Origin of the sequence: Shewanella algidipiscicola (genome assembly GCF_900380485.1) — a bacterium.
Taxonomy (GTDB): domain Bacteria; phylum Pseudomonadota; class Gammaproteobacteria; order Enterobacterales; family Shewanellaceae; genus Shewanella; species Shewanella algidipiscicola.
Map to the genome: position 1 here is coordinate 247,379 of NZ_OXJV01000016.1, position 23,361 is coordinate 270,739.

The window sequence follows — 23,361 nt, forward strand, 5'->3', positions numbered from 1 at the left end:
ATGAGCGAATATCTCCTGCTTTTGGTCGGCACTGTGCTGGTCAATAACTTTGTTTTAGTTAAATTTCTCGGATTATGTCCCTTTATGGGCGTCTCCAGCAAACTCGAGTCCGCAATAGGTATGTCGATGGCGACCACCTTTGTGCTGACGCTTGCCTCCATTTTGAGTTATTTGGTCGACAACTACCTACTACAACCCTTTGAATTAGGCTATTTGCGAACCATGGCCTTCATCCTCGTGATCGCGGTCGTGGTGCAATTTACCGAGATGTTAATCCAAAAAACCAGTGCATCGCTACACAGAGCATTGGGGATTTACTTGCCGTTGATCACCACTAACTGCGCCGTATTAGGTGTGGCACTGCTCAACGTTAATGAGAAGCATGACTTCATCGAATCTGCAATTTACGGATTTGGCGCCGCTGCCGGCTTCTCCCTCGTGCTTATCCTCTTCTCAGCTATGCGTGAGCGCTTAGCTGCTGCGGATGTGCCTGCGCCCTTTAAAGGTGGCGCAATAGCCATGATCACTGCCGGCCTAATGTCGCTGGCCTTTATGGGCTTTACAGGTTTGGTAAATTAACCATGTTTGAGATCGTCATCGCCATTATATTACTAGGATTACTCGCACTATTTTTTGGCGCGCTACTAGGCTTTGCCGCCGAAAAGTTTAAAGTCGAAGGTAACCCCGTGGTCGAGCAAGCCGAAGCCCTATTACCACAAACTCAATGTGGCCAATGTGGCTACCCGGGTTGTCGCCCCTACGCCGAAGCCATAGCCAATGGCGAAAAAATTAATAAATGCCCGCCTGGTGGCACCGCCACCATGGAAAAATTGGCTGAGTTAATGGGAGTAGAACCTGAACCTTTGACCGCCACTGCCGAAACCCAAATCAAAAAAGTGGCTTACATTCGAGAAGAAGAGTGTATTGGTTGCACTAAGTGTATCCAGGCCTGCCCCGTCGACGCTATTTTAGGTACTGGCAAGCAGATGCACACAGTAATTACCGATTACTGCACTGGCTGCGATTTGTGCGTTGAACCTTGCCCAGTCGACTGCATTGACATGTTGCCAGTAACCCCAAACATTCAAAATTGGAATTGGAAACTTAACGCCATTCCCGTCACCATCATTAGCGAGGAATCCAAGTGTTAACTTTATTTGAACAAATTGATAAAGGAACACTATGGCGCGTGGCGGGAGGTATCCATCCGCCTGAGTTTAAAACCTTATCAAATCAATCTAATATCGCCCATTTGCCTTTGGCAGACCAATATATTATTCCAGTCCCTCAGGTTGGCGAAAGCTGTACCTTGGCGGTGGCCGTCGGTGACATGGTGACCCAAGGGCAACCACTTACTCAGGGAGACAGCTTTCGTCATCTGCCGGTACACGCACCGGTATCGGGCCTAATTGCGGCCATCGAAACACGTCCAAGCAACCACGCCTCAGGCTTACCGGTATTGTGCTGTATCATAGATAACGATCATCAGCAGCGGCTTTGTCCTGCTATGCATGCGCCATTGAGCCAAGATGACGTTAAAGCAATGTCCAGTGATGAGATCCTCACCAGAGTAAAACGGGCAGGCGTTGCAGGGCTTGGCGGCGCGGCATTTCCAACTCACATCAAATTAAAACCTGTCAGTGATATTGAGCTCTTGATCATCAATGGTGTCGAATGTGAACCCTATATCACCTCTGATGATCGCTTGATGCGCGAACATAGCACAGAGATTGTGCGTGGCATCGAGATTATTCACCAGTTACTAGGCCCTAAACGCATCGTCATCGCTATCGAGGACAATAAACCTCAAGCCATTGAGCAGATGACTGATGCCCTCAACCACAGTGACTTACCAGCCCAGTGCGCGCGGGTCACCGCCATACCCACTGTGTACCCTTCTGGCGGTGAAAAACAACTGATCCAAATCATTACCGGTCAAGAGGTGCCATCGGGGGCTATTCCCGCTAACTTAGGTATTTTGGTGCAAAATGTCGGCACCGCCTTTAGCATTACCCAAGCCGTTTATTGTAATGCGCCACTGATTGAGCGAGTCGTCACCTTAACGGGTCATAACGTCGGCCGGCCCGGTAACTATTGGGTCCCCATAGGCACACCAGTCGATCACCTATTACGCTGCACTCACTTTAAAGGCGATAGCGAATCTCCCATTATTATCGGTGGTCCAATGATGGGTTATATGCTGCCCAATCGACATGCACCACTACTTAAAGGCACAAACTGTATACTGGCCCCCGATAACAGTGAAATGGCTCCGTCAGCCCCAGAAATGCCTTGCATTCGCTGCGGCGAATGCGCCCAAGCCTGCCCTGCGGGTTTGTTACCCCAGCAGCTGTTTTGGCATGCCAAAGCCGAAGAGTATGATAAAGCGGCCAGCTACAACCTGAGAGATTGTATCGAGTGTGGTTGCTGCAGTTATGTTTGTCCAAGTGACATTCCCTTGGTCGAATATTACCGAGTCGCTAAATCGGCGCTGCGGGTAGAAGCCGAAGAGAAGAAACAAGCAGAGCTGGCCAAACAGCGTTTCGATTCGCGCATGCTGCGTCTAGAACAAGAAAAGCGCGCCCGAGAAGAAAAAGCCAAACAAGCGGCACAAAAGCGAAAAGCCGCGATGTCAGGTACAGATAAAGATGCTGTCGCCGCGGCGATGGCACGGATAAAAGCCAAAAAAGCGGCTGAAACAACCACTACTGCTGCGCCCGCATCTAACGCCGACAGAAGCGCCACTACAAGCAACACGGCTACCCAAGATAAAGTGGCCGCAGCCATCGCACGCGCTAAGGCGAAAAAGGCCGCTCAACAAGCATCGAGCGCGGTTCCTGAATCGAGCAGTAATGCACCCGAGCCTGATGAAGTTCACGCTCCAGTTGTCAGCCAGCAAGACAAAATCGCAGCGGCTATCGCCCGTGCCAAGGCCAAAAAAGCCGCCCAGCAGAACCCAAGCAGCGATGAACATCAACAGGTTGAGCCAAACGATGTCGATGTAAGCAACGCCGCCTCATCCACGCCAATCAGTGAGACTGAGGCTAAAAAGGCTAAAATTGCCGCGGCGGTCGCTAAAGCCAAGGCCAAAAAAGCCGCGCAGCAGAACCCAAGCAGCGATGAACATCAGCAGGTTGAACCAAACGATGTCGATGTAAGCAACGCCGCCTCATCCACGCCAATCAGTGAGGCTGAGGCTAAAAAGGCTAAAATCGCCGCCGCGGTCGCTAAAGCCAAGGCCAAAAAAGCCGCGCAGCAGAACCCAAGCAGCGATGAACATCAGCAGGTTGAATCAAACGATGTCGATGTAAGCAACGCCACCTCATCCACGCCAATCAGTGAGGCTGAGGCTAAAAAGGCTAAAATCGCCGCCGCGGTCGCTAAAGCCAAGGCAAAAAAAGCCGCCCAGCAGGCGCCCAGTAGAAATGCAGATATAGCTGCGGTTCCCTTAGAAGCGCCATTGGTTCATGCTGATAAGATCAGTCAGCAAGGTAAAGCGGTCGACAGCGCTGAGCTGTCAGCCGCTGAGATCAAACAACAACGTATTGCCGCCGCCGTGGCAAAAGCAAAGGCCAAAAAACTGGCCAAAGCCGCTAGTGCAGCTCCAGATGATGAGCTCGAGGATTAATCATGGCTTTTAAGTTGGCATCTTCCCCCCATATCAATACGAGCGTACAAACCAGCACGATAATGCTTAAGGTCATGGCCTGTGCCCTGCCTGGTGTGATGGTTCAATGTTACTTCTTTGGCTGGGGCGCCATTATCCAAGTGCTACTGTCTATCGCCGTTGCAATGGCTACCGAAGCGGCGGTTTTATCGTTACGTAAGCGCCCTGTTTGGCCAACGTTAAGTGATAATAGCGCCGCACTCACGGGGTTATTGGTTGGTGTGGCCATTCCTGCGCTCGCCCCTTGGTGGGTAAGTGTCATTGGTGTGGTATTTGCCATTTTAGTGGTCAAGCATCTCTATGGTGGCTTAGGCAACAATATCTTTAATCCGGCGATGGCGGCTTATGTCATGTTGCTGATCTCCTTTCCCTTACAGATGACAACATGGGTAGCACCAGCCGGCGCAGCACTCAACGATGTGAGTCTACTGGCAAGCTTACAGATTATTTTTCAAGGGGTAAGCCCTGCTGAAGTATTAGCTTATCGCGCTGGTTTTGACGGCATGAGTATGGCGACCCCGCTCGATGCGATTAAAACTTCGCTTTCAACGGGACTGACCATCAACGAGGCGCTGGAAAAACCTACCTTTGAAAACGGCTTTGGCATTGGCTGGGTATGGATTAACGTCGCCTATCTGTTTGGCGGTTTATGTATGCTTAAACTGAAGTTGATCCGCTGGCATATTAGCGGCGCAGTCATCTTTAGCTTATTTGTCTGCGCAAGTATCGGTTATCTATTAAGTCCCGATACCCATACGGGGCCATTACTGCATCTATTTTCTGGCGCGACCATGATTGCAGCCTTTTTTATCGCTACCGATCCGGTTACTGCGGCGACCAGCGTTAAAGGACGCTTGCTATTTGGCGCATTAATTGGGGTATTGGTTTACAGTATTCGCAGCTTTGGGGGGTATCCAGATGCATTCGCCTTTGCCATATTATTGGCCAATCTGTGTGCGCCGTTTATCGACTATTATGTCAAGCCTCGCGCCTATGGCCATCGAGCAAGCCGTTAAGTCATGCTCAGGAGAGTAAATTGAAACGTTCTATTGTTAAAAATGGCAGTTTATTAGGGTTATTTGCACTGCTCTGCACCGCCTTAGTTGCCATGGTTAATCTGTTTACTGCCGATCGTATTAAGCAGCAACAAGATTTAGAGTTAATGCGGACTCTGCATCAGATCATTCCCGATGAGATATATGACAACGCCTTAATTGAACATTGTATTTTAATCCATGATGCGGCCGCGCTTGGCGTGGATGAGCCTCTACCCGCCTATATCGCCAGTCAACAAGGCACGCCTGTGGCCATCGCCATCGAGACCGTCGCACCCGATGGTTATAATGGCCAAATCAAGTTGATTGTCGCGATAGATGTGCAAGGTAAGGTGCTCGGTGTGCGTACCCTAGCCCATAATGAAACCCCAGGGCTGGGTGATAAAATAGAGTTGCGTAAATCAGATTGGGTCTACCAGTTTAATCAGCAGCAGCTGAGCGATGACAGCGTTAAGCTGTGGGCGGTCAAAAAAGACGGCGGACAATTTGACCAATTTACTGGGGCGACGATCACCCCCAGAGCCTATGTCGGTTCGGTAAAACGTACCCTACAGTATTTTAATGCTAACCAAGCACAACTGCTTAACCGCCCAGCTAATTGTGAGGTTTCCTATGAGTAATTATCGCGATATTGCCTGGCAGGGCTTATGGAAAAACAATCCGGGACTGGTGCAATTATTGGGCTTATGCCCATTGCTGGCCGTAACTGCTACCCTAACAAACGCCATCGGGCTGGGTTTAGCTACCTTAGTTGTATTAGTTGGCTCCAACATCTTAGTATCGCTAGTGAGAGACTACGTCCCTAAAGAGATCCGTATTCCAGTATTTGTGATGATTATCGCGGCGCTCGTGACCTGCGTGCAACTGCTGATCAACGCTTACGCCTACGGTTTATATCTGTCACTGGGGATCTTTTTGCCACTGATTGTGACTAACTGCGTGATCATCGGTCGTGCCGAAGCCTTTGCGTCGCGTAATACCGTCAGCAAAGCCGCTTTCGATGGTTTAATGATGGGCCTAGGCTTTACCTTAGTCTTGATGATGTTAGGGGCTTGCCGTGAAATTTTAGGCCAAGGTACCCTTTTCGATGGCGCAAATCTGCTGCTTGGAGAATGGGCGGCCGATCTGACCATCCATTTCTGGCAGGTAGACACCAATTTCTTGCTCGCCATGCTACCACCGGGGGCATTTATCGCCATGGGCTTTTTAATCGCCGCCAAAAATATCATCGATGACAAGATTGCCGCACATCGCCCAACTCCAGAGCCAGAGCAAGCCGTGACCAGAGTTAGAATTACCAAGGTAAGTTAATCGATGAATAACGAAAAACGTCGCCAAATCTTGACCATCTTGCGCGATAATAACCCTAAGCCAGAAACTGAACTTAACTTCTCCTCGCCATTTGAGCTATTGGTCGCCGTCACCTTGTCGGCCCAAGCAACCGATGTGAGTGTTAACAAGGCCACTGATAAATTGTTTCCTGTGGCAAATACCGCCCAAGCCATTTTAGACTTAGGGGTTGATGGTTTAAAACAGTATATTAAAACCATAGGCTTATATAATAATAAGGCCATTAACGTCATCAAAGCCTGCCAGATATTAGTTGAAAAATATGCAGGTGAAGTGCCCGAGAACAGAGAAGCCCTCGAAGCCTTACCCGGTGTGGGCCGAAAAACCGCTAATGTGGTGCTTAATACCGCCTTTGGCTGGCCGACCATTGCGGTGGATACTCACATCTTTCGCGTTGCCAATCGCACTAAATTTGCCATGGGGAAAAATGTCGATCAGGTTGAGCAGAAGATGTTAAAAGTCGTACCAGCTGAATTTAAGGTCGATGTACATCATTGGTTTATATTACAAGGTCGCTATACCTGCTTGGCACGTAAGCCTCGCTGTGGCAGCTGTATTATTGAAGAGTTGTGCGAGTTTAAAGACAAAGTCTATCCTGACGAAGACTGAGGCTAGCCATATCGTAAACTGCTTTTATGCCCAAGCAGACTCAAGTTATCTGCCAACAAAAAAGCCGCTAATGCGGCTTTTTTACCATATCGATAACTCCATCAAATTAAGAGACAGTGTATTTTTACGGGTGTTTTTTACCACACAGTGGCTCTTTGGGTCGTTCAGCGGCGTTATCCATGTCGCTTAGATCAGCATGAGCACTCGGGCCTTGACGTAAAAGCTGCTCATTAACCCCTTTCATTGAAACAACACACCAGTTATCAATATCAACAGCGGTTTAGAACATTGATACAAAGAATATTGATAGCACCAGAGCGATGGTGACAGCTAAGCCTAAGGCCATTTTTAATTCGCTAGACATGATTAAACTCCTTTAAGTACGTTAAGTCATTATGCGGCTTAAGCAGATTTACACCAAAGTATTTACTAAATTATGTGACCTCAGTCATAGGCTCAATAGTGGCAATATGACAGGAGTGCTGTGCACCTTTTAGTAAAGTCACGGTAACTATTACCGTGTGAGTCACCGATTTACCATGTCAGCTTTAGGCCACTATTATTGAGCCTAATGCAGTGTTTATCCAGACTTTAACGACCTTTTAGACAGAGATGATTACTGAGCTTAATTAAGGGTATAATGACCGCTACCTTAAACCTGAATTAGAGGTCTTCATGGCACAACTTCTTCACACTATGCTTAGAGTCAGCAATCTCGAACGCAGCATTCATTTTTATACTGAAATCCTTGGCATGAAACTGCTTAGACAATCTGAAAACCCTGAATACCGTTATACCCTCGCCTTTGTCGGATTTGACGACGAAAGCACAGGTGCCGCAGTGGTAGAGTTGACCTATAACTGGGATACCGATAGTTATGATCTAGGCACAGGGTTTGGCCACCTTGCAATTGGAGAGGCCGATATCTACAGTCGCTGTGCTGCAATTGAAGCCGCCGGTGGTAAAGTGACCCGTCAACCCGGCCCTGTTGCCGGTGGTAGCACTGAAATTGCCTTCGTTGAAGACCCTGACGGCTATAAAATTGAATTTATTCAACTTAACTCTGCGCAACAAGGCCTAGGCTAAACGTTAACAGACTTAAATAACACTTTCTGACGCTAACGACTATCGCAAGTCAGCTATGTTAAAGCAGCAAGTTAAGCATAAAAAAAGCGCCTTAAGGCGCTTTTTTTATTTTAGCTCTTGATACTCAGCAAGTCATCGCCGAGTATCACAGTTTTAATTACCGATTAAAACTTGAACGTCACACCGGCAAAGTACTGACGACCTACAGTGTCATATACTTCAGGTACGGTACCGCCGTCACTACCGTTAGACACTCGTGATGGCTCTTCATCGGTCAAGTTCTTCACACCAGCGCTCATGGTCCAGGCATCGCTTAGGAAGTAAGTTGCCGACAAGTTGTGATACAAAATCGCATCCACTTTATTGCCTTTGGCCAAATCATCCATTTCACCGATATAACGGTTGAAGTACATTACGTTCCAGCTATCTTGACCAGCTTTAACACTGAAGTTGTTGCGCACTTCAGCATAGGCACCGAAGTTACCATCGATGGTACCAGTATAGTCTTGACCGTCTTGCTCGAAGTTAAGCAAGTATGTGGTATCGTTATTAATGGCCCAATCTAGTCCTAAACCTTCAAAGTTATAGGCTAGGTTGAAGTCGATACCGCTTGTATCTTGAGTACCTACGTTAGTCAAGGCGTTAGTCAGATTTTCTAAATCGCCATTAGCACCGATGTTAAAGGTTTTACAAGCCTTTTCTCCAGCTGAATTACCAGAATTACCTGTCTGGTAATCATGGCATGCATCCAAACCAGCTTGAGTGTCTAAACGCGCAATCGCGTTGTCCACTTTAAAGCGCCAGTAATCAAGCGTTAACGACATACCTTCAACATAGCTTGGTGAATACACTAAACCGGCAGTGTAAGAGTCAGACTCTTCTGGCTGTAGATTTGCATCTGACGTACGATTAACCAGAATCTGAGGATCTTGCTCATTTCCCCAAGGATCGTCAAGATAATCGAACGAACCTGAGTTACCACCGTACAACTCACTTACACTAGGTGCACGGAAGCCTGTTGCTGCCACGGCGCGCAGCATTAAATCATCAGTGGCTTCATAGGTCAGGCCTATTTTCCACGTCGATGCATTACCAAAAGTCGAATATTCATCAAAACGCAGTGCAAATTCACCAGTCAGTTTTTCAGTGAAAGGTACGCTCACCTCTTGATAGACTGAGATAACGTTATAGTCACCATCGGTAGGATCTTGCTGCGCTGAGGTACTTTGGCCCGCGACCACAATTGGGTCAGGATTATAGTAACCACTTTCGCTGCGATACTCTGCACCGATGGCAAAGCCAACAGCACCAGCATCAAGCTCAAACAGTTCACCGTTTAGACCTGCAGACAATACATGCTGCTCGTTACCACCATCGGCTTGTTCGCTGTAGCTCACGCTATCAAGCAAATCGGTATCCGTCATAGGCTGACCAGTAAACCAGACATCTTGATTGGCGTAGATGGCATTTGTCATCAAGGCGCCATTGATTGAGTTTTCAACCGAGGTGTTGGCCTTGTTGTTGCCATAGGTGTATGAGAAGTCCCAGTTCATGCCAGTATGCACATCAAGTGCACCTTCAACACCAACAGATGCACGCCAAGTATCTGTATCTTGCTTATAGATACGTGGACCGACATCATTCATACGTTTTCTGTAGTTAATCAGCCCTTTGTCATCGGCGACGATACCGGCACTTGCCATATCGGCATCGATATCGACACATTCAAGCGTGTTTTGGCCCGGCACACAGACATCTAACATTAGGTTGGCAGGTTGCGCCGCTAACTGCTGACTTGACTTACGCTTGGTGTATAACACGTCAGCATTAAAGATAATGTCGTCGCTCAGCTCTTGCGTCATGTTGGCAAACAAGCTGTAACGTTCACTCGGCGTTTGATAGTAGCTATCTTGGGTAAAGTCATAACCCTGCGCTAATGGATCCCAGCTGCCGTTGTTATTGACTTTAACTTCTTGCTTAGGCTTACCATTGTCACCTATTACAGGTTGGCCGTTGGCATCTAACACATTACCTATGATGCCACCGTTTGGTACAAATGAGCTGGCGCCAGGTGTTGTCCAATCACGATCAGACTGGATCACACCACGACGGTCTGAATAAGCAGCACCAATGGTGTAATTACCTTTATCTGTGTTAAAACCGTATAGCGCGCTGATATCGCCATTTTCACCATCGCCTTTATCGGTAGCACCACCGTTTAAGTCGATTTGGAAACCTTCGAAATCTTTCTTAGTGATGATGTTCACTACACCTGCAATAGCATCAGAGCCATAAACAGCTGAAGCACCATCTTTTAATATTTCGACACGGGCAATCATAGCAACCGGGATCGAGTTTAGATCCACTGCGCTATCGGCTCCAGAACCCGAGTTAACCATGCGGCGGCCATTTAGCAGTACTAGCGTACGTTCAGAGCCCATACCACGAAGATCAACCTGAGCGATACCGTCAGCACCATTGTTGGTACTAGAACCGATTGCGGCGCCCGCCATAGACGTTTGTGCTTGTAGCATCTGGTCTACCGAAGTAAACCCTTCTGCTTTAATTGATGCAGCATCGATAACAGTAACGGGTGAAGCCGTTTCCATGTCTTTACGCTGAATACGTGAACCGGTAACAGCGATACGCTCATACGATGCACTCTCCTCTGCAGCAATGGCATTGCTAGATGCAATAAAACCACCTGTAGAAACGGAGGCAATTAACCCCAACTTAATTGCAGATGCTAATTTTGTTCTTATCATGTAACGATTACTCCCTTACCTTCTATTATTATTTTGCACGCTGTTAACTATTAATATTTATTCAGCGTTGGGCCTGATACTGTCTCGTCACTTAGCGAGCGTCAATACTCAAATAAATTAACCAATGATAATGAAAGGTTAATAAAAACAAACAAACAAATAACAACTAAGTGCATAATTTAAACCAAAACATGGAAAAGCCGGTTAAATAAAACAAAATAGCTCACAAAATAGGAAGCCAGTCTATTTTTACCCCCCCCAAAAAACACATCGCATTAACAACTTAAATATGCAAAAGCGTGACACCCGTCACACTTCATAGCATTGTTATGATTACTCTCGCCCAAATAGACGACGAAAATGACAATATAACCAAATTAATATTGTCCTCATATAATTGTTAACTATTTGGTTTTTTTTTAATTATGACCAAGCATTAATTGACGGTCAGCCACTCTGAGTTTTCACCTCAGAATTTAAAGCAGAGCCTTGGTGTCCTAATGAAAACTCATTTATTAATTTTGCCAAGATGCAACTAATCTTAGCTAGCGCAGTTAAAGTATAGAACAGCTTTAATATAACAAATAAACAACAATTGAATCGTTCGGTGAAACATAATTAAAAATAGGCAAATTTTTAAATTAATTAACAATAAGAAAACAAAAGTTAATTAATTCACAAATAATGAATAGTTAGCGAAGGAGAGTATGTTAGTCATCATTAAGGGGGCTAGCTTCAACGAAGAGACTTGAGGCACACAATATGCCAACCCCAAAAAAAAGCGCAACTTATTAAATAAGTTGCGCTTTGTTAACACACAGATGAAAGCCTATGACGATATTAGTCGGGCTTGATCAAATTGAAATGTTGGTAGGAACGTGGCGTTGCAATACGCCCTCTTGGAGTACGTTGTATAAAACCTTGTTGGATTAAAAACGGTTCGAGTACATCTTCAATAGTCTCTCGCTCCTCACCAATCGCAGCGGCTAGATTGTCTAATCCAACGGGGCCCCCCATAAATTTATCGATGATCGCCAGTAACAGTTTACGATCCATATAATCGAACCCTTCAACATCGACATCAAGCATATCGAGTGCACTTTCGGCTACATATTTAGTGATTTCACCATCGTGTTTTACTTCGGCGTAATCCCTTACGCGGCGCAGTAAGCGATTAGCGATACGCGGCGTACCGCGCGCGCGACGCGCCACTTCAAGAGCGCCATCATCCTCAATAGGCAAGCCGAGCACCTTAGCTGAGCGGGTCACAATGCTACTGAGATCGGCAACATTGTAAAACTCCAAGCGCAGCGGAATACCAAAACGCGCGCGCAGTGGTGAGGTTAATGCGCCCGCTCGCGTGGTGGCGCCGATCAAGGTAAAGGGCGGTAGCTCTAATTTAATCGATCGCGCCGCAGGTCCCTCACCTATCATGATATCGAGCTGATAATCTTCCATTGCCGGATACAAGATCTCTTCCACCACAGGACTGAGGCGATGGATCTCATCAATAAACAGCACATCGCCCTCTTCAAGGTTGGTTAACAACGCCGCTAAATCGCCTGCTTTTTCCAGTACTGGGCCTGAAGTGGACTTAATATTGACCCCCATCTCATTAGCCACAATCATGGCTAAGGTGGTTTTACCCAGACCTGGCGGGCCATAAATCAACATGTGATCTAGCGCTTCGCCGCGTTTCTGCGCGGCTTCAATAAACACTTTAAGCTGGGCGCGGGTATCATCTTGACCCGTATACTCATCGAGTAACTTAGGTCGCATCGCTCTGTCTATCTGCTCATCACGTTCCTCAATACCTTGAGGTTGCGCCTGAATTAATCGATCGGCTTCTATCATTTTATTCTCACTTAACAGGCTATAACATCGACTTTAACGCGGCTTTGATCAGGGTTTCTGAGTCCATATCTTCTTGATACACCCCAGAGACCGCTTTACTCGCTTGTGCGGGTTTATAACCTAACGACAATAATGCGGCGATGGCATCTTCTTCGGCTGAATTGACCTGCGGCTTAGCTGAGTAGTTTGATTGCAAGACAAATTCACGCTCGGAGCCTTGTGAAGCTTCCATTAGGCTCTTCAGTTTATCACGCATCTCAACTAATAAACGTTCGGCGGTTTTCTTGCCAACGCCCGGCAGTTTAACTAGGGTCGCAATATCATCATGTTCAACACATTTAACAAACTCACTGGCGCTCATACCCGACAAAATAGTTAACGCTAATTTCGGCCCTACCCCATTGGTTTTAATCAATAAACGAAATAATGCGCGTTCTTGTTTGGTGACAAAACCGTACAAGAGCTGCGCATCCTCACGCACCACAAAATGGGTGTAAATCACCGCTTCTTGGTTAAGCTCGGGCAACTCATAAAAACTGGTCAGTGGCAGCTGTAATTCATAACCCACACCGCTAACGTCAAGCAAGACTTCTGGGGCTTGTTTCTCTACCAATAACCCCCGTAAACGACCAATCATCTGTATCTTCCGTATGTTCTACTGCTGGCTTTACCGCCCATGGCTATCAGGCTCTGATAGGTATGAAAATGGCATACTGCAACACCTAAAGCATCAGCCGCATCGGCTTGGGGCGCTGCAGGTAAGGTTAATATTTGCTGGATCATGTGCTGCACTTGAGACTTTTGCGCCCGTCCAGTCCCCACCACGGCATTTTTTATCTGGGTGGCTGAATATTCGGCTACCGGTAAATTGGCATTGGTGGCGGCCACTATCGCCGCGCCACGCGCCTGTCCCAGCTTTAAGGCTGAGTCGGCATTCTTGGCCATAAAAACTCGTTCAATGGCGAATTCGTCGGGTTGATACTGACGAATAATTTCGCTAATGCCATCAAAAATAATTTTTAAACGAGAGGGTAAATCATCGGCTTGGGTGCGAATGCAACCACTGCCAAGGTAAATTTGGTGTCTTCCCTGACACTGGATAACGCCATAACCTGTGATCCGCGATCCTGGGTCAACACCTAAAATGATGGGCATGGCATTACTCTAAGGCCTGTAAGATATCATCGGCAATCTCTGCGTTATGATACACCTCTTGTACATCGTCATGATCTTCAAGATTATCAATAAGTCGTAGAAACTTAGGTGCGGTATCGGCATCCAATTCCGCTTTGGTCGACGGTACCATGGTCACTTCAGCATTCACAGCTTCAAGGCCCGCTGCATCTAACGCATCTTTAACCGCGCCAAAATCTTCAGGAGTGGTGTACACATCAATCGACCCATCATCATGGGTGACCACATCATCGGCGCCGGCATCGAGTGCCGCGTCCATAATGGTGTCTTCATCACAGCCTTCATCAAAGGAGATCACGCCGCGCTTTTCAAACAGATAAGCGACAGAACCGTCGGTGCCTAAGTTACCACCCGATTTACTAAAGGCATTACGTACGCCTGATACGGTGCGGTTGCGATTGTCGGTCATGGTCTCAACCATCACCGCAGTGCCACCCGGCCCATAGCCTTCGTACATAATAGTTTCTAATACTTGACCATCGAGTTCACCAGCACCGCGCTTAATAGCACGCTCTACTGTGTCACGAGTCATATTGTTGGATAAGGCTTTATCGATAGCGGCGCGCAAACGTGGGTTAGAATCGGGATCTGAGCCCCCTTCGCGGGCGGCGACGGTCAATTCGCGAATGAATTTAGTGAATAATTTACCGCGTTTGGCATCTTGCGCTGCTTTACGGTGCTTGATGTTGGCCCATTTACTGTGACCGGCCATAACTGACTCCTTATTCGAAACGTTCTCGAAAAAGCCGAGCTTTCGCTCGGCTATGTTTATCTTGTTATTCTGCGTCTTGCTTGGCTTCAGGTTTAGCTTCAACCACTGAGATACCGAGCTCATCGAGCTGGACCGGGTTGGCAAACCCTGGGGCATTAGTTAACGGACAGGCCGCAGTAGTGGTTTTAGGGAACGCCATGACATCACGAATCGATGTGGCGCCAGTCATCAACATCACGATACGGTCAAGTCCGAAGGCTAAGCCTGCATGTGGTGGCGTGCCATACTTTAACGCCTCGAGTAAGAAGCCAAATTTTTCTTGGGCTTCTTCATCATTAATACCCAAAATGCGGAATACCGCTGACTGCATTTCACTGTTGTGAATACGCACTGAACCACCGCCAAGTTCACAACCGTTGAGCACCATATCGTATGCATCAGAGATGGCTGCCGTTGGATTAGCTTCAAGCTCTGCAGGGCTAATGCCACTTGGCGCTGTGAATGGGTGATGCATGGCATGTAAACCGCCATCTGATGTGCGCTCAAACATTGGGAAGTCAACAACCCACAGCGGTTTCCACTCACCTTGCAGTAAGTTGAAATCTTCACCCACTTTTAGACGTAGTGCCCCCATTGCCTCGGCAACGATGTTCGCTTTATCGGCACCAAATAAGATTAAGTCGCCATTAGATGCATTGGTGCGACTTAAAATAGCGTCAACCACCTCTTCGCTAAGGAACTTAAGCACGGGAGATTGAATCCCTTCAAGCCCTTTTTCTAGCTCATTGACCTTCATCCAGGCTAGCCCTTTGGCACCATAGATGTTGACATATTTGCCATATTCATCAAGTTGCTTACGCGACAGCGAAGTGCCACCAGGCACGCACAATACGGCGACGCGACCATCTGCATCGTTAGCAGGTTCTTGGAATACCTTAAAGTCGACGTCTTTAACTAAGTCTGCTACATCAATTAATTCAAGCGGGTTACGCAGATCTGGCTTATCAGAACCAAAACGGCGCATCGCTTCTGCAAAGGTCATCTTAGGGAATTCACCTAAGTCGACATTGAGCAGATCTTGAAACAGTCCACGGACCATCTCTTCGGTTTTGGCCATCACCTGCTGCGATGACATAAACGAGGTTTCGATATCGATTTGGGTGAATTCAGGTTGACGGTCGGCGCGTAAGTCTTCGTCACGGAAACACTTAACAATTTGATAGTATCGATCGAAACCTGACATCATCAACAACTGTTTAAACAGTTGTGGCGACTGTGGCAAGGCAAAGAATTGGCCTTTATAAGTGCGGCTTGGCACTAAATAATCGCGCGCGCCTTCCGGTGTTGCCTTAGTCAAAATAGGCGTTTCAATATCAAGGAAACCATTGCCATCGAGGAAACGACGTACGGCACTGGTCACTTTTGAGCGAAATACAATGCGTTCAGCCATTTCTGGGCGACGTAAATCTAAGTAGCGATACTTAAGACGCTGCTCTTCGGTGTTATGCTGGTTTTTGTCCATGTTGATGGGCAGTGGCGCAGCGCTGTTAAGGATAAGCAGTTCTTTACCCAAAATTTCAATTTCGCCAGTACGCATCTGGTCATTGACTTGGCTTGCAGGACGGGCACGCACTATCCCTTTAACTTGTACACAGAACTCACCACGCAAGGTGCTGGCTATGTCAAACACTTCAGGCAAGTCTGGATCATACACAACCTGAACAATACCCTCACGATCGCGGAGATCTAGAAAAACAACACCACCTAAATCACGGCTACGATTAACCCAACCGACAAGAGTGACTTCTTCTCCAACATGAGACCCGTTGACGTCTCCACAATAATGACTGCGCATCTAACCCTTTCCTTTCATCCACAAAGCGGTGCTTGAGGAATATTCAATACATGACAAAAGCGGCATTATAGTGAAATATTGCCGATTTCAAAACAACTTCATCGTCTTAACATGAAGTAAACCTGTGGGATGGACAAATATCCAACAATTGGCGATTAACCGTTACTATGATCACGCACTACGATAACAGCTACCACCTTGTGCGGCGGCCCGCGATAATCGCTCATCGGCTTTTTTGAGTATCTCAACCGCATTGTCGCCATCGCGTGGGAACATCGCCACTCCAATACTGACCGATAGTGCCACATTTTCAGCATCGATCGCAAAAGGCGCTGAGCAAGTATCGATAATCGCCTGTGCCACTTGGCAGGCCTGGGTCAGATCTTTGCTATGATTAAGAATGGCCACCAGCTGCTGCTCGTTAAACTTGGCCAAGGTATCGGATTTTCTCACCAAGGCGCTGAGCTTATTTATGGCCAAGTTCATCAGCTGCTGGCTTTGCGTGGTGTCTAGGTGCTGCTGGAGCTGTGTCAGATTATCAAAATCGATAAACAGCACGGCAAAAGGCTGCATTTCACGGCGATGAGTTAATATCGCTTGCGTTAATCTATCATCTAATATGCTGCGATTGGGCAAGCCTGTTAATGGGTCAAACTCTGGCGTCGACGTCGATAAAGTAGCTAAGCTCGCCCCTATATCATGGGGGCGGTAGCTTTGGCGCTTTCGAACAGCATTGCGCCACCATAAGGCTAGCATCAACATTAATACGACCACCAGCAAGAGATAAAAGGCCTGCTTCCAACTGATAGACACAAACGAATGAGGGGGTTCTTGCTCAATCCAACGCTGGTAGATCTGCTGTTGCTGCGCGGTAGACAATTGTGCAATCGCTTTATCGAGCAGCGGCACTAACGGTTGCAGTTGTGCGGTTAATGCAAAATGGCTCTGCTGATCGGAGTAATCGGCTAACACCGACATTTTTAATTGACGATGATCGCTGTCGCTAAGCTCAACGCCCATGTTGATCACTTTTTCAATAAAACCATCGGCGGTACCTTGTAGTACAGCGTCAATACCTGCACGCGTATTGGGGACTAAAATAAGCGCTATGCCTAGGGTGTCATTCATCAGCTGTGGGATCAAATGATAGCCTTCGACGATTGCCAAACGTTTGCCACTCATCTGCGCCAAACTAAAGACCAAAGCATTGTTAAGGTTCGTCACCAATCCCCAGGGAGATGGCCAATAAGGGCCTGAAAACACCAACTCTTTTTCACGTTCAGCGGTTAAGGCGACACTGCCAACAATATCGATATCACCCCGCTTGAGTGCAGCCAGCATGCTGCTCCAGTCCTTAAACATCACGGGAACAAACGTCAGATGCAGCTGCGCCGCCAAACGTTGGCTAATGTCATGATTAATCCCCTGAAACTGGCCATCTTCGCCTTCAAACTCCATCGGCGGCCAATCTTGCAGGTAACCGATTTTAAGTGGCCTAAGGTTAGCTAAATAGCGCTGCTGCGCTGGACTGAGTGGCAGCGCTGTCGTGCTCGCTTTTACCGTCCTGTCATTGTTGTCTAAAATCCATTTACTTTCGAGATTAGCCAGTTCAGTTGCCGAGATGAGGTTAAATCCAGCGCGGATACGTTTAATCAGTCCCTCATCTTCGCTGCGGGTTAACGCATAAATATCACTGCTGAATGTGAGCTCCTGGTAAGGGTAAAAATCTTGCCAAGCATCGGCCTTGATTAAATAGTGCTGTGTCCATGCTGAAGCCGCAACAAAAGCGCTGATATCACCCTGCTGCACCGCGGCTATCATCTGCTCAACATCATCAAATAAATGCAGCTCACTGTCTGGCAAGGTGTTGTGCAATTGTTCTAAATAGGGTGCCGACGCGACCGCGCCGATTCGATGACCCGCAAGGCTGTCTAGAGTAGTTAACCTCTTTTGGTAACTAAATAGATGACTATTAACTTGGTAGGTTTGCCATACAGGCCGTAAATCCGCGTAACGGGTATCGGCAAAAGTTGTTGCGAGGCTTCTATCCGCCACAGCATTGCCCCCCCCCGTCTGCGACGCCTCATCCAATGGATAACCAATGTGGATATCGGCGCGGCGATAAGCTACATCCTCTAAGGTGGCATCAAAGGTGTTGGTGCGAAAATCGACCGCGATACCGGTTTTTTGTGACCACAACCTCCAGATATCGATATACAGACCATGAGGCTGACCATCGCCACCAATATCGACATAAGGCTCGATACCCACAGGCGTGGCAATAATCAACCGTTTAGCATCATGGCTAAATCCCAGCCAATGCTTTTCTATCGCGGCACGCATCGCCGGCGTCACTAATTGAAAACCTTGATTGATTTTGGCTTGCAGTACTTGGTTACCTTGTTTAACGGCAGGTAGAATAGGAATGGTTTTAATTAAGAGTCGATGCTCTAATGGAAAAGCTTCCATCACTGCTCGGCTCACCGCTTTATCGCGAAGATACCCTTCCATCCCCGCAAACACATCAACTTCGCCGTTAATCACGCCATTAAGCAGTGCATCGCGTGATTCATAGTAGCGAACATTAAGGTCGCTTAACTGCTTGATTAAATTTGCTTCATGGGATGAGCCACTCACAACGCCAATTCGATATGGGATTAAGTCGCGTAAATGGTTTTTATTCTGTAGCGATTTACGCACGTATAAATAGGTATTAACTGAAGTGATAGCGTCGGCGAAATCATAGCGCGACTCACGCGAGTCAGTATGTCCCATGCCGATATGAATATCGGCATGGCCTTGTGCCAATTGGTCGAGTGAGTCTTGCCAATCTACATGCTTAAACTCAACCACTGTGCCCGTTTGCGCGGCCCATTCACGCCATAAATCGACCAAGACGCCTTTAGGCTCACCACTATCATCAACAAACTGATAAGGAAAACTGTCGGTACCCATCACCAAGACTAACGGCGACAGTTCACTGTCGGCACGTGCGCATGAAGACATGCACAACGCCATGGCGAGGAGTAAAGGATAAAGTAATTTCAATGATCTTCCCTAGAACGTCAAGGTGTTGTGAAATATATGTTGTAATTAGGCTATTAGACAGAATTTTCTACAGAATTTCCAGTACTAGGCTTGCTGCTAACGCTGATGTTTCGCTAGAATGAAAAATCGAATTAATCTAATCAATACTCATGAACTCATCTCAAGATACAATATTCGCCCAAGCATGTGAAAATATCAGTGACTTTCAATTCGATGACAGGGTCGCTGGTGTGTTCAATGATATGATTAAGCGTTCCGTGCCAGGTTATGCCCAAATTATCAGTACATTAGGTGATTTCGCCGACAAATGTGTCTCACCCAATACCCGGGTGTACGATTTAGGCTGCTCGCTGGGCGCGGCCACCCTTAGCGTGCGTCGTCGCCTTGACGGACGCGATTGCCGAATTATTGCCGTCGATAATAGTCAATCTATGATTGAGCGCTGTCAACAAAACTTAAATGCTTATGTTAGCGATACGCCTGTGGATCTGATTTGCGGCGATATTCGCGACATTGAAATTGAAAATGCCTCCATGGTCATTTTAAATTTTACCATGCAATTTTTAGCACCAAACGACCGTGAAACATTGCTCAATAAAATCTATCGCGGCCTGCAACCCGGTGGCATTTTAGTGTTATCAGAAAAGCTCACCTTTGAGGATGCACCAGTACAAGCCTTACTCGACGAACTCCATTTAGACTTTAAACGCGCCAATGGTTACAGCGAACTGGAGATCAGCCAGAAACGCAGTTCACTTGAAAATGTCATGAAACCCGACTCATTACCACAACATGAGCGGCGATTAAAAGCCCAAGGCTTTAGTCATTTTAGTGTGTGGTTCCAATGTTTTAATTTTGCTTCAATGGTGGCGATAAAGTGATAAGTTTCAGTTCGTTTTACAAACAGATTGCCGACTCTAGCCTACAACATTGGCTCGAAACCTTGCCCGCAATCTTGGGCCAATGGCAACGCAATAATAAACATGGTGATTTACCCAAGTGGGAGAAAGTTCTCAATAAGTTGCATTATCCTGAGCCCGATGAGATTAACTTTACGACTAGTGTCACCATCGGCAGTGGTAAGCAACTCAGTGACGGCGAACGTGAAAAACTGCAAAACTTATTAAAAATTTTTAAACCTTGGCGCAAAGGTCCTTATCATCTGCACGGTATCCATATTGATACCGAATGGCGCTCAGACTGGAAATGGGATCGCGTCAAACCGCATATTTCACCGCTGGCCAACCGTACCGTGCTCGATGTAGGTTGTGGCAGTGGTTACCACATGTGGCGCATGTTAGGTGAAGGGGCTAAACATGTGGTAGGGATCGATCCCTCGCCGTTATTTTTATGTCAGTTTGAAGCGGTAAAACGTTTAGCCGGCGAACATCATCCGGTGCACCTCCTCCCCTTAGGGATAGAGGCATTACCGCCACTGGATGCCTTTGATACGGTATTTTCTATGGGGGTGTTGTATCATCGACGTTCGCCTATCGATCACCTATTGCAGCTGCGAGACCAATTGCGTGCCGGAGGTGAGCTAGTATTAGAAACATTAGTGGTCGATGGTGATGAAAATACCGTATTAGTCCCTGGTGACCGTTACGGAAAAATGAACAATGTCTGGTTCTTACCTTCGGCTAAAGCCTTAGCCGCTTGGTTAGAAAAAGCCGACTTTACCGATGTTCGCTGTGTGGATATTGATGTTACCTCATTGGCCGAGCAGCGCAGTACCGACTGGATGCCTAATGAGTCACTGGTGGATTACCTTGACCCCAATGATATCAGTTTGACTGTCGAGGGATACCCAGCGCCAAAACGCGCCACATTTATCGCCACCAAGAATCAACCGAATAAAGATTTGGTTTAACTGAAATAGTATATGGGATGGACTATGTTAAAACAGATAACAGCCATAAGCGTTGCAACCCTGTTAGCAGGCTGTGCAACGACCGACGTCAATAAGCCTATACCGGTTGATGCCGCCACGCTCAATAGCAGCCTCAGTCAACAACAGAGCGAATTAGCCAGCTTAATAAAGAGTAGTCATGTAAGCCATGAACAAGCGCTCGATGCCATTAGCGCCCTTTCGAAGCAAATTGACGCCTTAAATCAATCAGTGGCTAACATCAAGTTACAGCAACCAGAAAAGAAAATTATCGAAGTTCCCATTCAGTGCGAGCCGTCCCCTATTGGTGATAAGTTTATTTTAGGTGCGGTGGAAAATGTCTATATGGACGAAGTTAAAGCGGGCTTCGAGACTCGTATCGATACTGGCGCCGAATCATCCTCATTAGATGCACACAATATTATTTTGTTCGAACGTGATGGTAAACAATGGGTACGTTTTGATGTGTTTACCCAAGGTTATGACAAACCATCACAAACCTTTGAGTCTAAAGTTGAGCGCTTCGTACGCATCAAACAAGAATCGGATGAGGAAAGTGATCGTCGCCCAGTGATCCACGCTCACTTACAAATAGGTCCATATAAAGCCGAGACCGATCTTAACCTTGTCGATCGCAGCCACTTAGAGTACCAACTGCTGCTCGGACGTAAATTTATGCAAGATATCGCCGTTGTCGATGTGGCGCAAAGTTTTATTCATGGCAAAACCATGCCTAAGCAGAGCACGAAATAACATAGGATTATTGGCTGATGCATTCTAGAAAACCGTTTTATATTGTTGTTGCGCTACTCTTTTTAGCGGGTGTGGCGGCAAGTGTTTATCGCGGCATTGAACACAATGTCCCTTTCCTACCAGGCAAACAGGTACAAAGCTGGGCTGTTGACGCCAAAGTGAGTTTTCAAGCCATGGGCGAATCTGCAGAAGTGACCTTTTCGCTGCCCAGTGATCCGGCCTTTGAAATACTGGTCGAAAATGCCACATCTCCAGGCTATGGTCTAACCATCGCAGAAGATGAGATGGGACGTCACGCCACTTGGTCTATCCGTAATGCCATAGGTCAACAAGACTTATATTACAAAGTCACCCTAGTCCCCACAGGCAATAACCAAGTAATAGCCCTGCAGGAACCTCAACCTCCCCTACCTTACAGCTGGCCTGCAACCGAGCAAGCCGCCGCTGAGCAAATTATGGATGAGGTATGGTCTCGAAGCGCGACTAACCTCTCATTTGCCCAGCAACTGAACAAAAGTTTTAATGCGACCGATCGCAGCCAAAATATCGAGCTTTTATTGTCGGGGAATACTCCTGCCGATCTGTTTATTCAAATGCTCAATAGCAAAGGGATTGCGGCGCAAAAAGTCAACGCGCTATTTTTAGAAGATCAGCGTCGTCGCCAACAGTTAACCACCTTCGTTGAGGTGTACCATCAAGGCGAATGGGTACTGTTTAACCCCGCTAATGGTACCCAAGGTCGCCCAGATAACCTGCTTATCTGGGATCGCAAAGGTAAATCGACCCTTGATGTGGTTGGTGGGGTAAATTCACAGGTCAATTTTTCGATGCTGCAAGATACCCGCTCAGCACTGGCGACCTCTATCGATATGCTCAAAAATAAAGATGCCTTGGATTTCTCACTGTATCAATTACCGCTAGAAGAACAGAGTCTGTTTAAAGGGATTTTGCTGATCCCCATTGGTGTATTGATGGTGGTATTTTTACGCGTCATTATTGGTATTAAAACCTCAGGTACCTTTATGCCAGTACTGATCGCATTAGCCTTTATTCAAACCACACTACTGACCGGACTTATCGGATTTTTACTCATTGTGGCATTCGGTTTAATGATCCGCTCATACCTGTCCGAACTCAACTTACTGCTCATTTCCCGCATATCGGCGGTGATCATAGTGGTGATAGGCATCATCGGCTTGTTCACCTTAATCTCTTATAAATTTGGTCTCAGCGAAGGACTAACCATTACCTTCTTCCCGATGATCATTTTGGCTTGGACCATCGAGAGAATGTCCATTTTGTGGGAAGAGGAAGGCGCTAAAGAGGTGTTAGTACAAGGCGGCGGTAGCCTGTTTGTTGCAACATTAGCCTATCTCGCCATGAGCGCCACTTGGGTTCAGCATTGGGTCTTTAACTTCCTTGGCATCCACTTGGTGATTTTAGCTGTAGTGTTACTTATGGGTCAGTACACAGGATACAAGTTATTAGAGCTCAGACGTTTTAGACCTTTGGCGGGAGAGTAATC

General features: G+C 47.0%; 19 protein-coding genes. 12 read left to right on the forward strand and 7 right to left on the reverse strand.

What is annotated here, in order from left to right; translation table 11 throughout:
• The 8 genes from rsxA to gloA all read left to right on the forward strand — a co-directional run bounded on the left by rsxA (position 1) and on the right by gloA (position 7,767).
• Complete coding sequence (gene rsxA / locus DN599_RS11445) at positions 1-579, forward strand: electron transport complex subunit RsxA (protein ID WP_110457730.1); 579 nt, start codon at positions 1-3, stop codon at positions 577-579.
• A 2-nt stretch (positions 580-581) separates the two neighbouring features.
• Positions 582-1,151 (forward strand): electron transport complex subunit RsxB, encoded by a 570-nt coding sequence (rsxB, locus tag DN599_RS11450; protein WP_110457731.1) that lies wholly within the window; start codon positions 582-584, stop codon positions 1,149-1,151.
• On the forward strand, positions 1,145-3,628 hold the full coding sequence (rsxC, locus tag DN599_RS11455; RefSeq protein ID WP_110457732.1) for an electron transport complex subunit RsxC: 2,484 nt from the start codon (positions 1,145-1,147) through the stop codon (positions 3,626-3,628). The genes rsxB and rsxC overlap by 7 nt, the downstream gene beginning before the upstream one ends.
• 2 nt (positions 3,629-3,630) lie before the next feature.
• Entirely contained in the window at positions 3,631-4,683 is a 1,053-nt protein-coding gene (gene rsxD, locus DN599_RS11460; protein ID WP_110457733.1) for an electron transport complex subunit RsxD, read from the forward strand.
• Positions 4,684-4,703: 20 nt separating this feature from the next.
• Positions 4,704-5,342 (forward strand): electron transport complex subunit RsxG, encoded by a 639-nt coding sequence (gene rsxG / locus DN599_RS11465; RefSeq protein ID WP_204165125.1) that lies wholly within the window; start codon positions 4,704-4,706, stop codon positions 5,340-5,342.
• The gene (locus DN599_RS11470) at positions 5,335-6,033 is read left to right on the forward strand and encodes an electron transport complex subunit E (RefSeq protein ID WP_110457734.1); all 699 of its coding nucleotides are present in this window, start codon (positions 5,335-5,337) and stop codon (positions 6,031-6,033) included. Before rsxG ends, DN599_RS11470 begins: the two co-directional genes overlap by 8 nt.
• Before the next feature lie 3 nt (positions 6,034-6,036).
• Entirely contained in the window at positions 6,037-6,681 is a 645-nt protein-coding gene (nth, locus tag DN599_RS11475) for an endonuclease III (protein ID WP_110457735.1), read from the forward strand.
• A 675-nt stretch (positions 6,682-7,356) separates the two neighbouring features.
• Positions 7,357-7,767, forward strand: a complete 411-nt coding sequence (gloA, locus tag DN599_RS11480; protein ID WP_110457736.1) for a lactoylglutathione lyase — start codon at positions 7,357-7,359, stop codon at positions 7,765-7,767.
• A gap of 164 nt (positions 7,768-7,931) precedes the next feature.
• Here gloA and DN599_RS11485 read toward each other — a convergent pair whose 3' ends face one another.
• The 7 genes from DN599_RS11485 to DN599_RS11515 all read right to left on the reverse strand — a co-directional run bounded on the left by DN599_RS11485 (position 7,932) and on the right by DN599_RS11515 (position 19,153).
• Positions 7,932-10,532: a TonB-dependent receptor plug domain-containing protein gene (locus tag DN599_RS11485; RefSeq protein WP_110457737.1), complete on the reverse strand. Its 2,601-nt coding sequence runs from the start codon at positions 10,530-10,532 to the stop codon at positions 7,932-7,934.
• An 840-nt stretch (positions 10,533-11,372) separates the two neighbouring features.
• Positions 11,373-12,386, reverse strand: a complete 1,014-nt coding sequence (gene ruvB / locus DN599_RS11490; protein ID WP_110457738.1) for a Holliday junction branch migration DNA helicase RuvB — start codon at positions 12,384-12,386, stop codon at positions 11,373-11,375.
• A gap of 19 nt (positions 12,387-12,405) precedes the next feature.
• Positions 12,406-13,023, reverse strand: a complete 618-nt coding sequence (ruvA, locus tag DN599_RS11495; RefSeq protein ID WP_110457739.1) for a Holliday junction branch migration protein RuvA — start codon at positions 13,021-13,023, stop codon at positions 12,406-12,408.
• Positions 13,020-13,541 carry a crossover junction endodeoxyribonuclease RuvC gene (gene ruvC, locus DN599_RS11500; RefSeq protein WP_110457740.1) on the reverse strand — a complete coding sequence of 174 codons (522 nt, stop codon included), beginning with the start codon at positions 13,539-13,541 and terminating at the stop codon, positions 13,020-13,022. The genes ruvA and ruvC overlap by 4 nt, the downstream gene beginning before the upstream one ends.
• Before the next feature lie 4 nt (positions 13,542-13,545).
• A complete protein-coding gene (locus DN599_RS11505; protein WP_110457741.1) occupies positions 13,546-14,292 on the reverse strand; it encodes a YebC/PmpR family DNA-binding transcriptional regulator in 747 nt (248 codons plus the stop codon).
• A 64-nt stretch (positions 14,293-14,356) separates the two neighbouring features.
• A complete protein-coding gene (aspS, locus tag DN599_RS11510; RefSeq protein ID WP_110457742.1) occupies positions 14,357-16,147 on the reverse strand; it encodes an aspartate--tRNA ligase in 1,791 nt (596 codons plus the stop codon).
• 171 nt (positions 16,148-16,318) lie between these two features.
• Positions 16,319-19,153 (reverse strand): transporter substrate-binding domain-containing protein, encoded by a 2,835-nt coding sequence (locus DN599_RS11515; RefSeq protein WP_239473293.1) that lies wholly within the window; start codon positions 19,151-19,153, stop codon positions 16,319-16,321.
• Between the two features lie 191 nt (positions 19,154-19,344).
• On the opposite strand from DN599_RS11515, the gene cmoA reads away from it, so the two are divergent.
• From cmoA to DN599_RS11535, 4 genes are read left to right on the forward strand one after another with little or no spacing between them, the layout of a single operon-like run.
• Entirely contained in the window at positions 19,345-20,076 is a 732-nt protein-coding gene (gene cmoA, locus DN599_RS11520; RefSeq protein WP_110457743.1) for a carboxy-S-adenosyl-L-methionine synthase CmoA, read from the forward strand.
• Complete coding sequence (gene cmoB / locus DN599_RS11525; RefSeq protein ID WP_110457744.1) at positions 20,073-21,065, forward strand: tRNA 5-methoxyuridine(34)/uridine 5-oxyacetic acid(34) synthase CmoB; 993 nt, start codon at positions 20,073-20,075, stop codon at positions 21,063-21,065. The genes cmoA and cmoB overlap by 4 nt, the downstream gene beginning before the upstream one ends.
• Before the next feature lie 24 nt (positions 21,066-21,089).
• Positions 21,090-21,836, forward strand: a complete 747-nt coding sequence (locus tag DN599_RS11530) for an ATP-dependent zinc protease family protein (protein WP_110457745.1) — start codon at positions 21,090-21,092, stop codon at positions 21,834-21,836.
• A gap of 17 nt (positions 21,837-21,853) precedes the next feature.
• Complete coding sequence (locus DN599_RS11535; protein WP_110457746.1) at positions 21,854-23,359, forward strand: inactive transglutaminase family protein; 1,506 nt, start codon at positions 21,854-21,856, stop codon at positions 23,357-23,359.
• The last annotated feature ends 2 nt before the right edge of the window (positions 23,360-23,361 follow it).

Coding starts and splice junctions, on each gene's coding strand:
- rsxA (WP_110457730.1), top strand. CDS start 1: ATGAGCGAATATCTCCTGCTTTTGGTCGGCACTGTGCTGGTCAATAAC.
- aspS (WP_110457742.1), bottom strand. CDS start 16,147: ATGCGCAGTCATTATTGTGGAGACGTCAACGGGTCTCATGTTGGAGAA.
- ruvC (WP_110457740.1), bottom strand. CDS start 13,541: ATGCCCATCATTTTAGGTGTTGACCCAGGATCGCGGATCACAGGTTAT.
- DN599_RS11530 (WP_110457745.1), top strand. CDS start 21,090: ATGTTAAAACAGATAACAGCCATAAGCGTTGCAACCCTGTTAGCAGGC.
- DN599_RS11485 (WP_110457737.1), bottom strand. CDS start 10,532: ATGATAAGAACAAAATTAGCATCTGCAATTAAGTTGGGGTTAATTGCC.
- gloA (WP_110457736.1), top strand. CDS start 7,357: ATGGCACAACTTCTTCACACTATGCTTAGAGTCAGCAATCTCGAACGC.
- DN599_RS11470 (WP_110457734.1), top strand. CDS start 5,335: ATGAGTAATTATCGCGATATTGCCTGGCAGGGCTTATGGAAAAACAAT.
- ruvA (WP_110457739.1), bottom strand. CDS start 13,023: ATGATTGGTCGTTTACGGGGGTTATTGGTAGAGAAACAAGCCCCAGAA.
- rsxB (WP_110457731.1), top strand. CDS start 582: ATGTTTGAGATCGTCATCGCCATTATATTACTAGGATTACTCGCACTA.
- nth (WP_110457735.1), top strand. CDS start 6,037: ATGAATAACGAAAAACGTCGCCAAATCTTGACCATCTTGCGCGATAAT.
- rsxD (WP_110457733.1), top strand. CDS start 3,631: ATGGCTTTTAAGTTGGCATCTTCCCCCCATATCAATACGAGCGTACAA.
- cmoA (WP_110457743.1), top strand. CDS start 19,345: ATGAACTCATCTCAAGATACAATATTCGCCCAAGCATGTGAAAATATC.
- ruvB (WP_110457738.1), bottom strand. CDS start 12,386: ATGATAGAAGCCGATCGATTAATTCAGGCGCAACCTCAAGGTATTGAG.
- DN599_RS11505 (WP_110457741.1), bottom strand. CDS start 14,292: ATGGCCGGTCACAGTAAATGGGCCAACATCAAGCACCGTAAAGCAGCG.
- DN599_RS11515 (WP_239473293.1), bottom strand. CDS start 19,153: ATGTCTTCATGCGCACGTGCCGACAGTGAACTGTCGCCGTTAGTCTTG.
- DN599_RS11535 (WP_110457746.1), top strand. CDS start 21,854: ATGCATTCTAGAAAACCGTTTTATATTGTTGTTGCGCTACTCTTTTTA.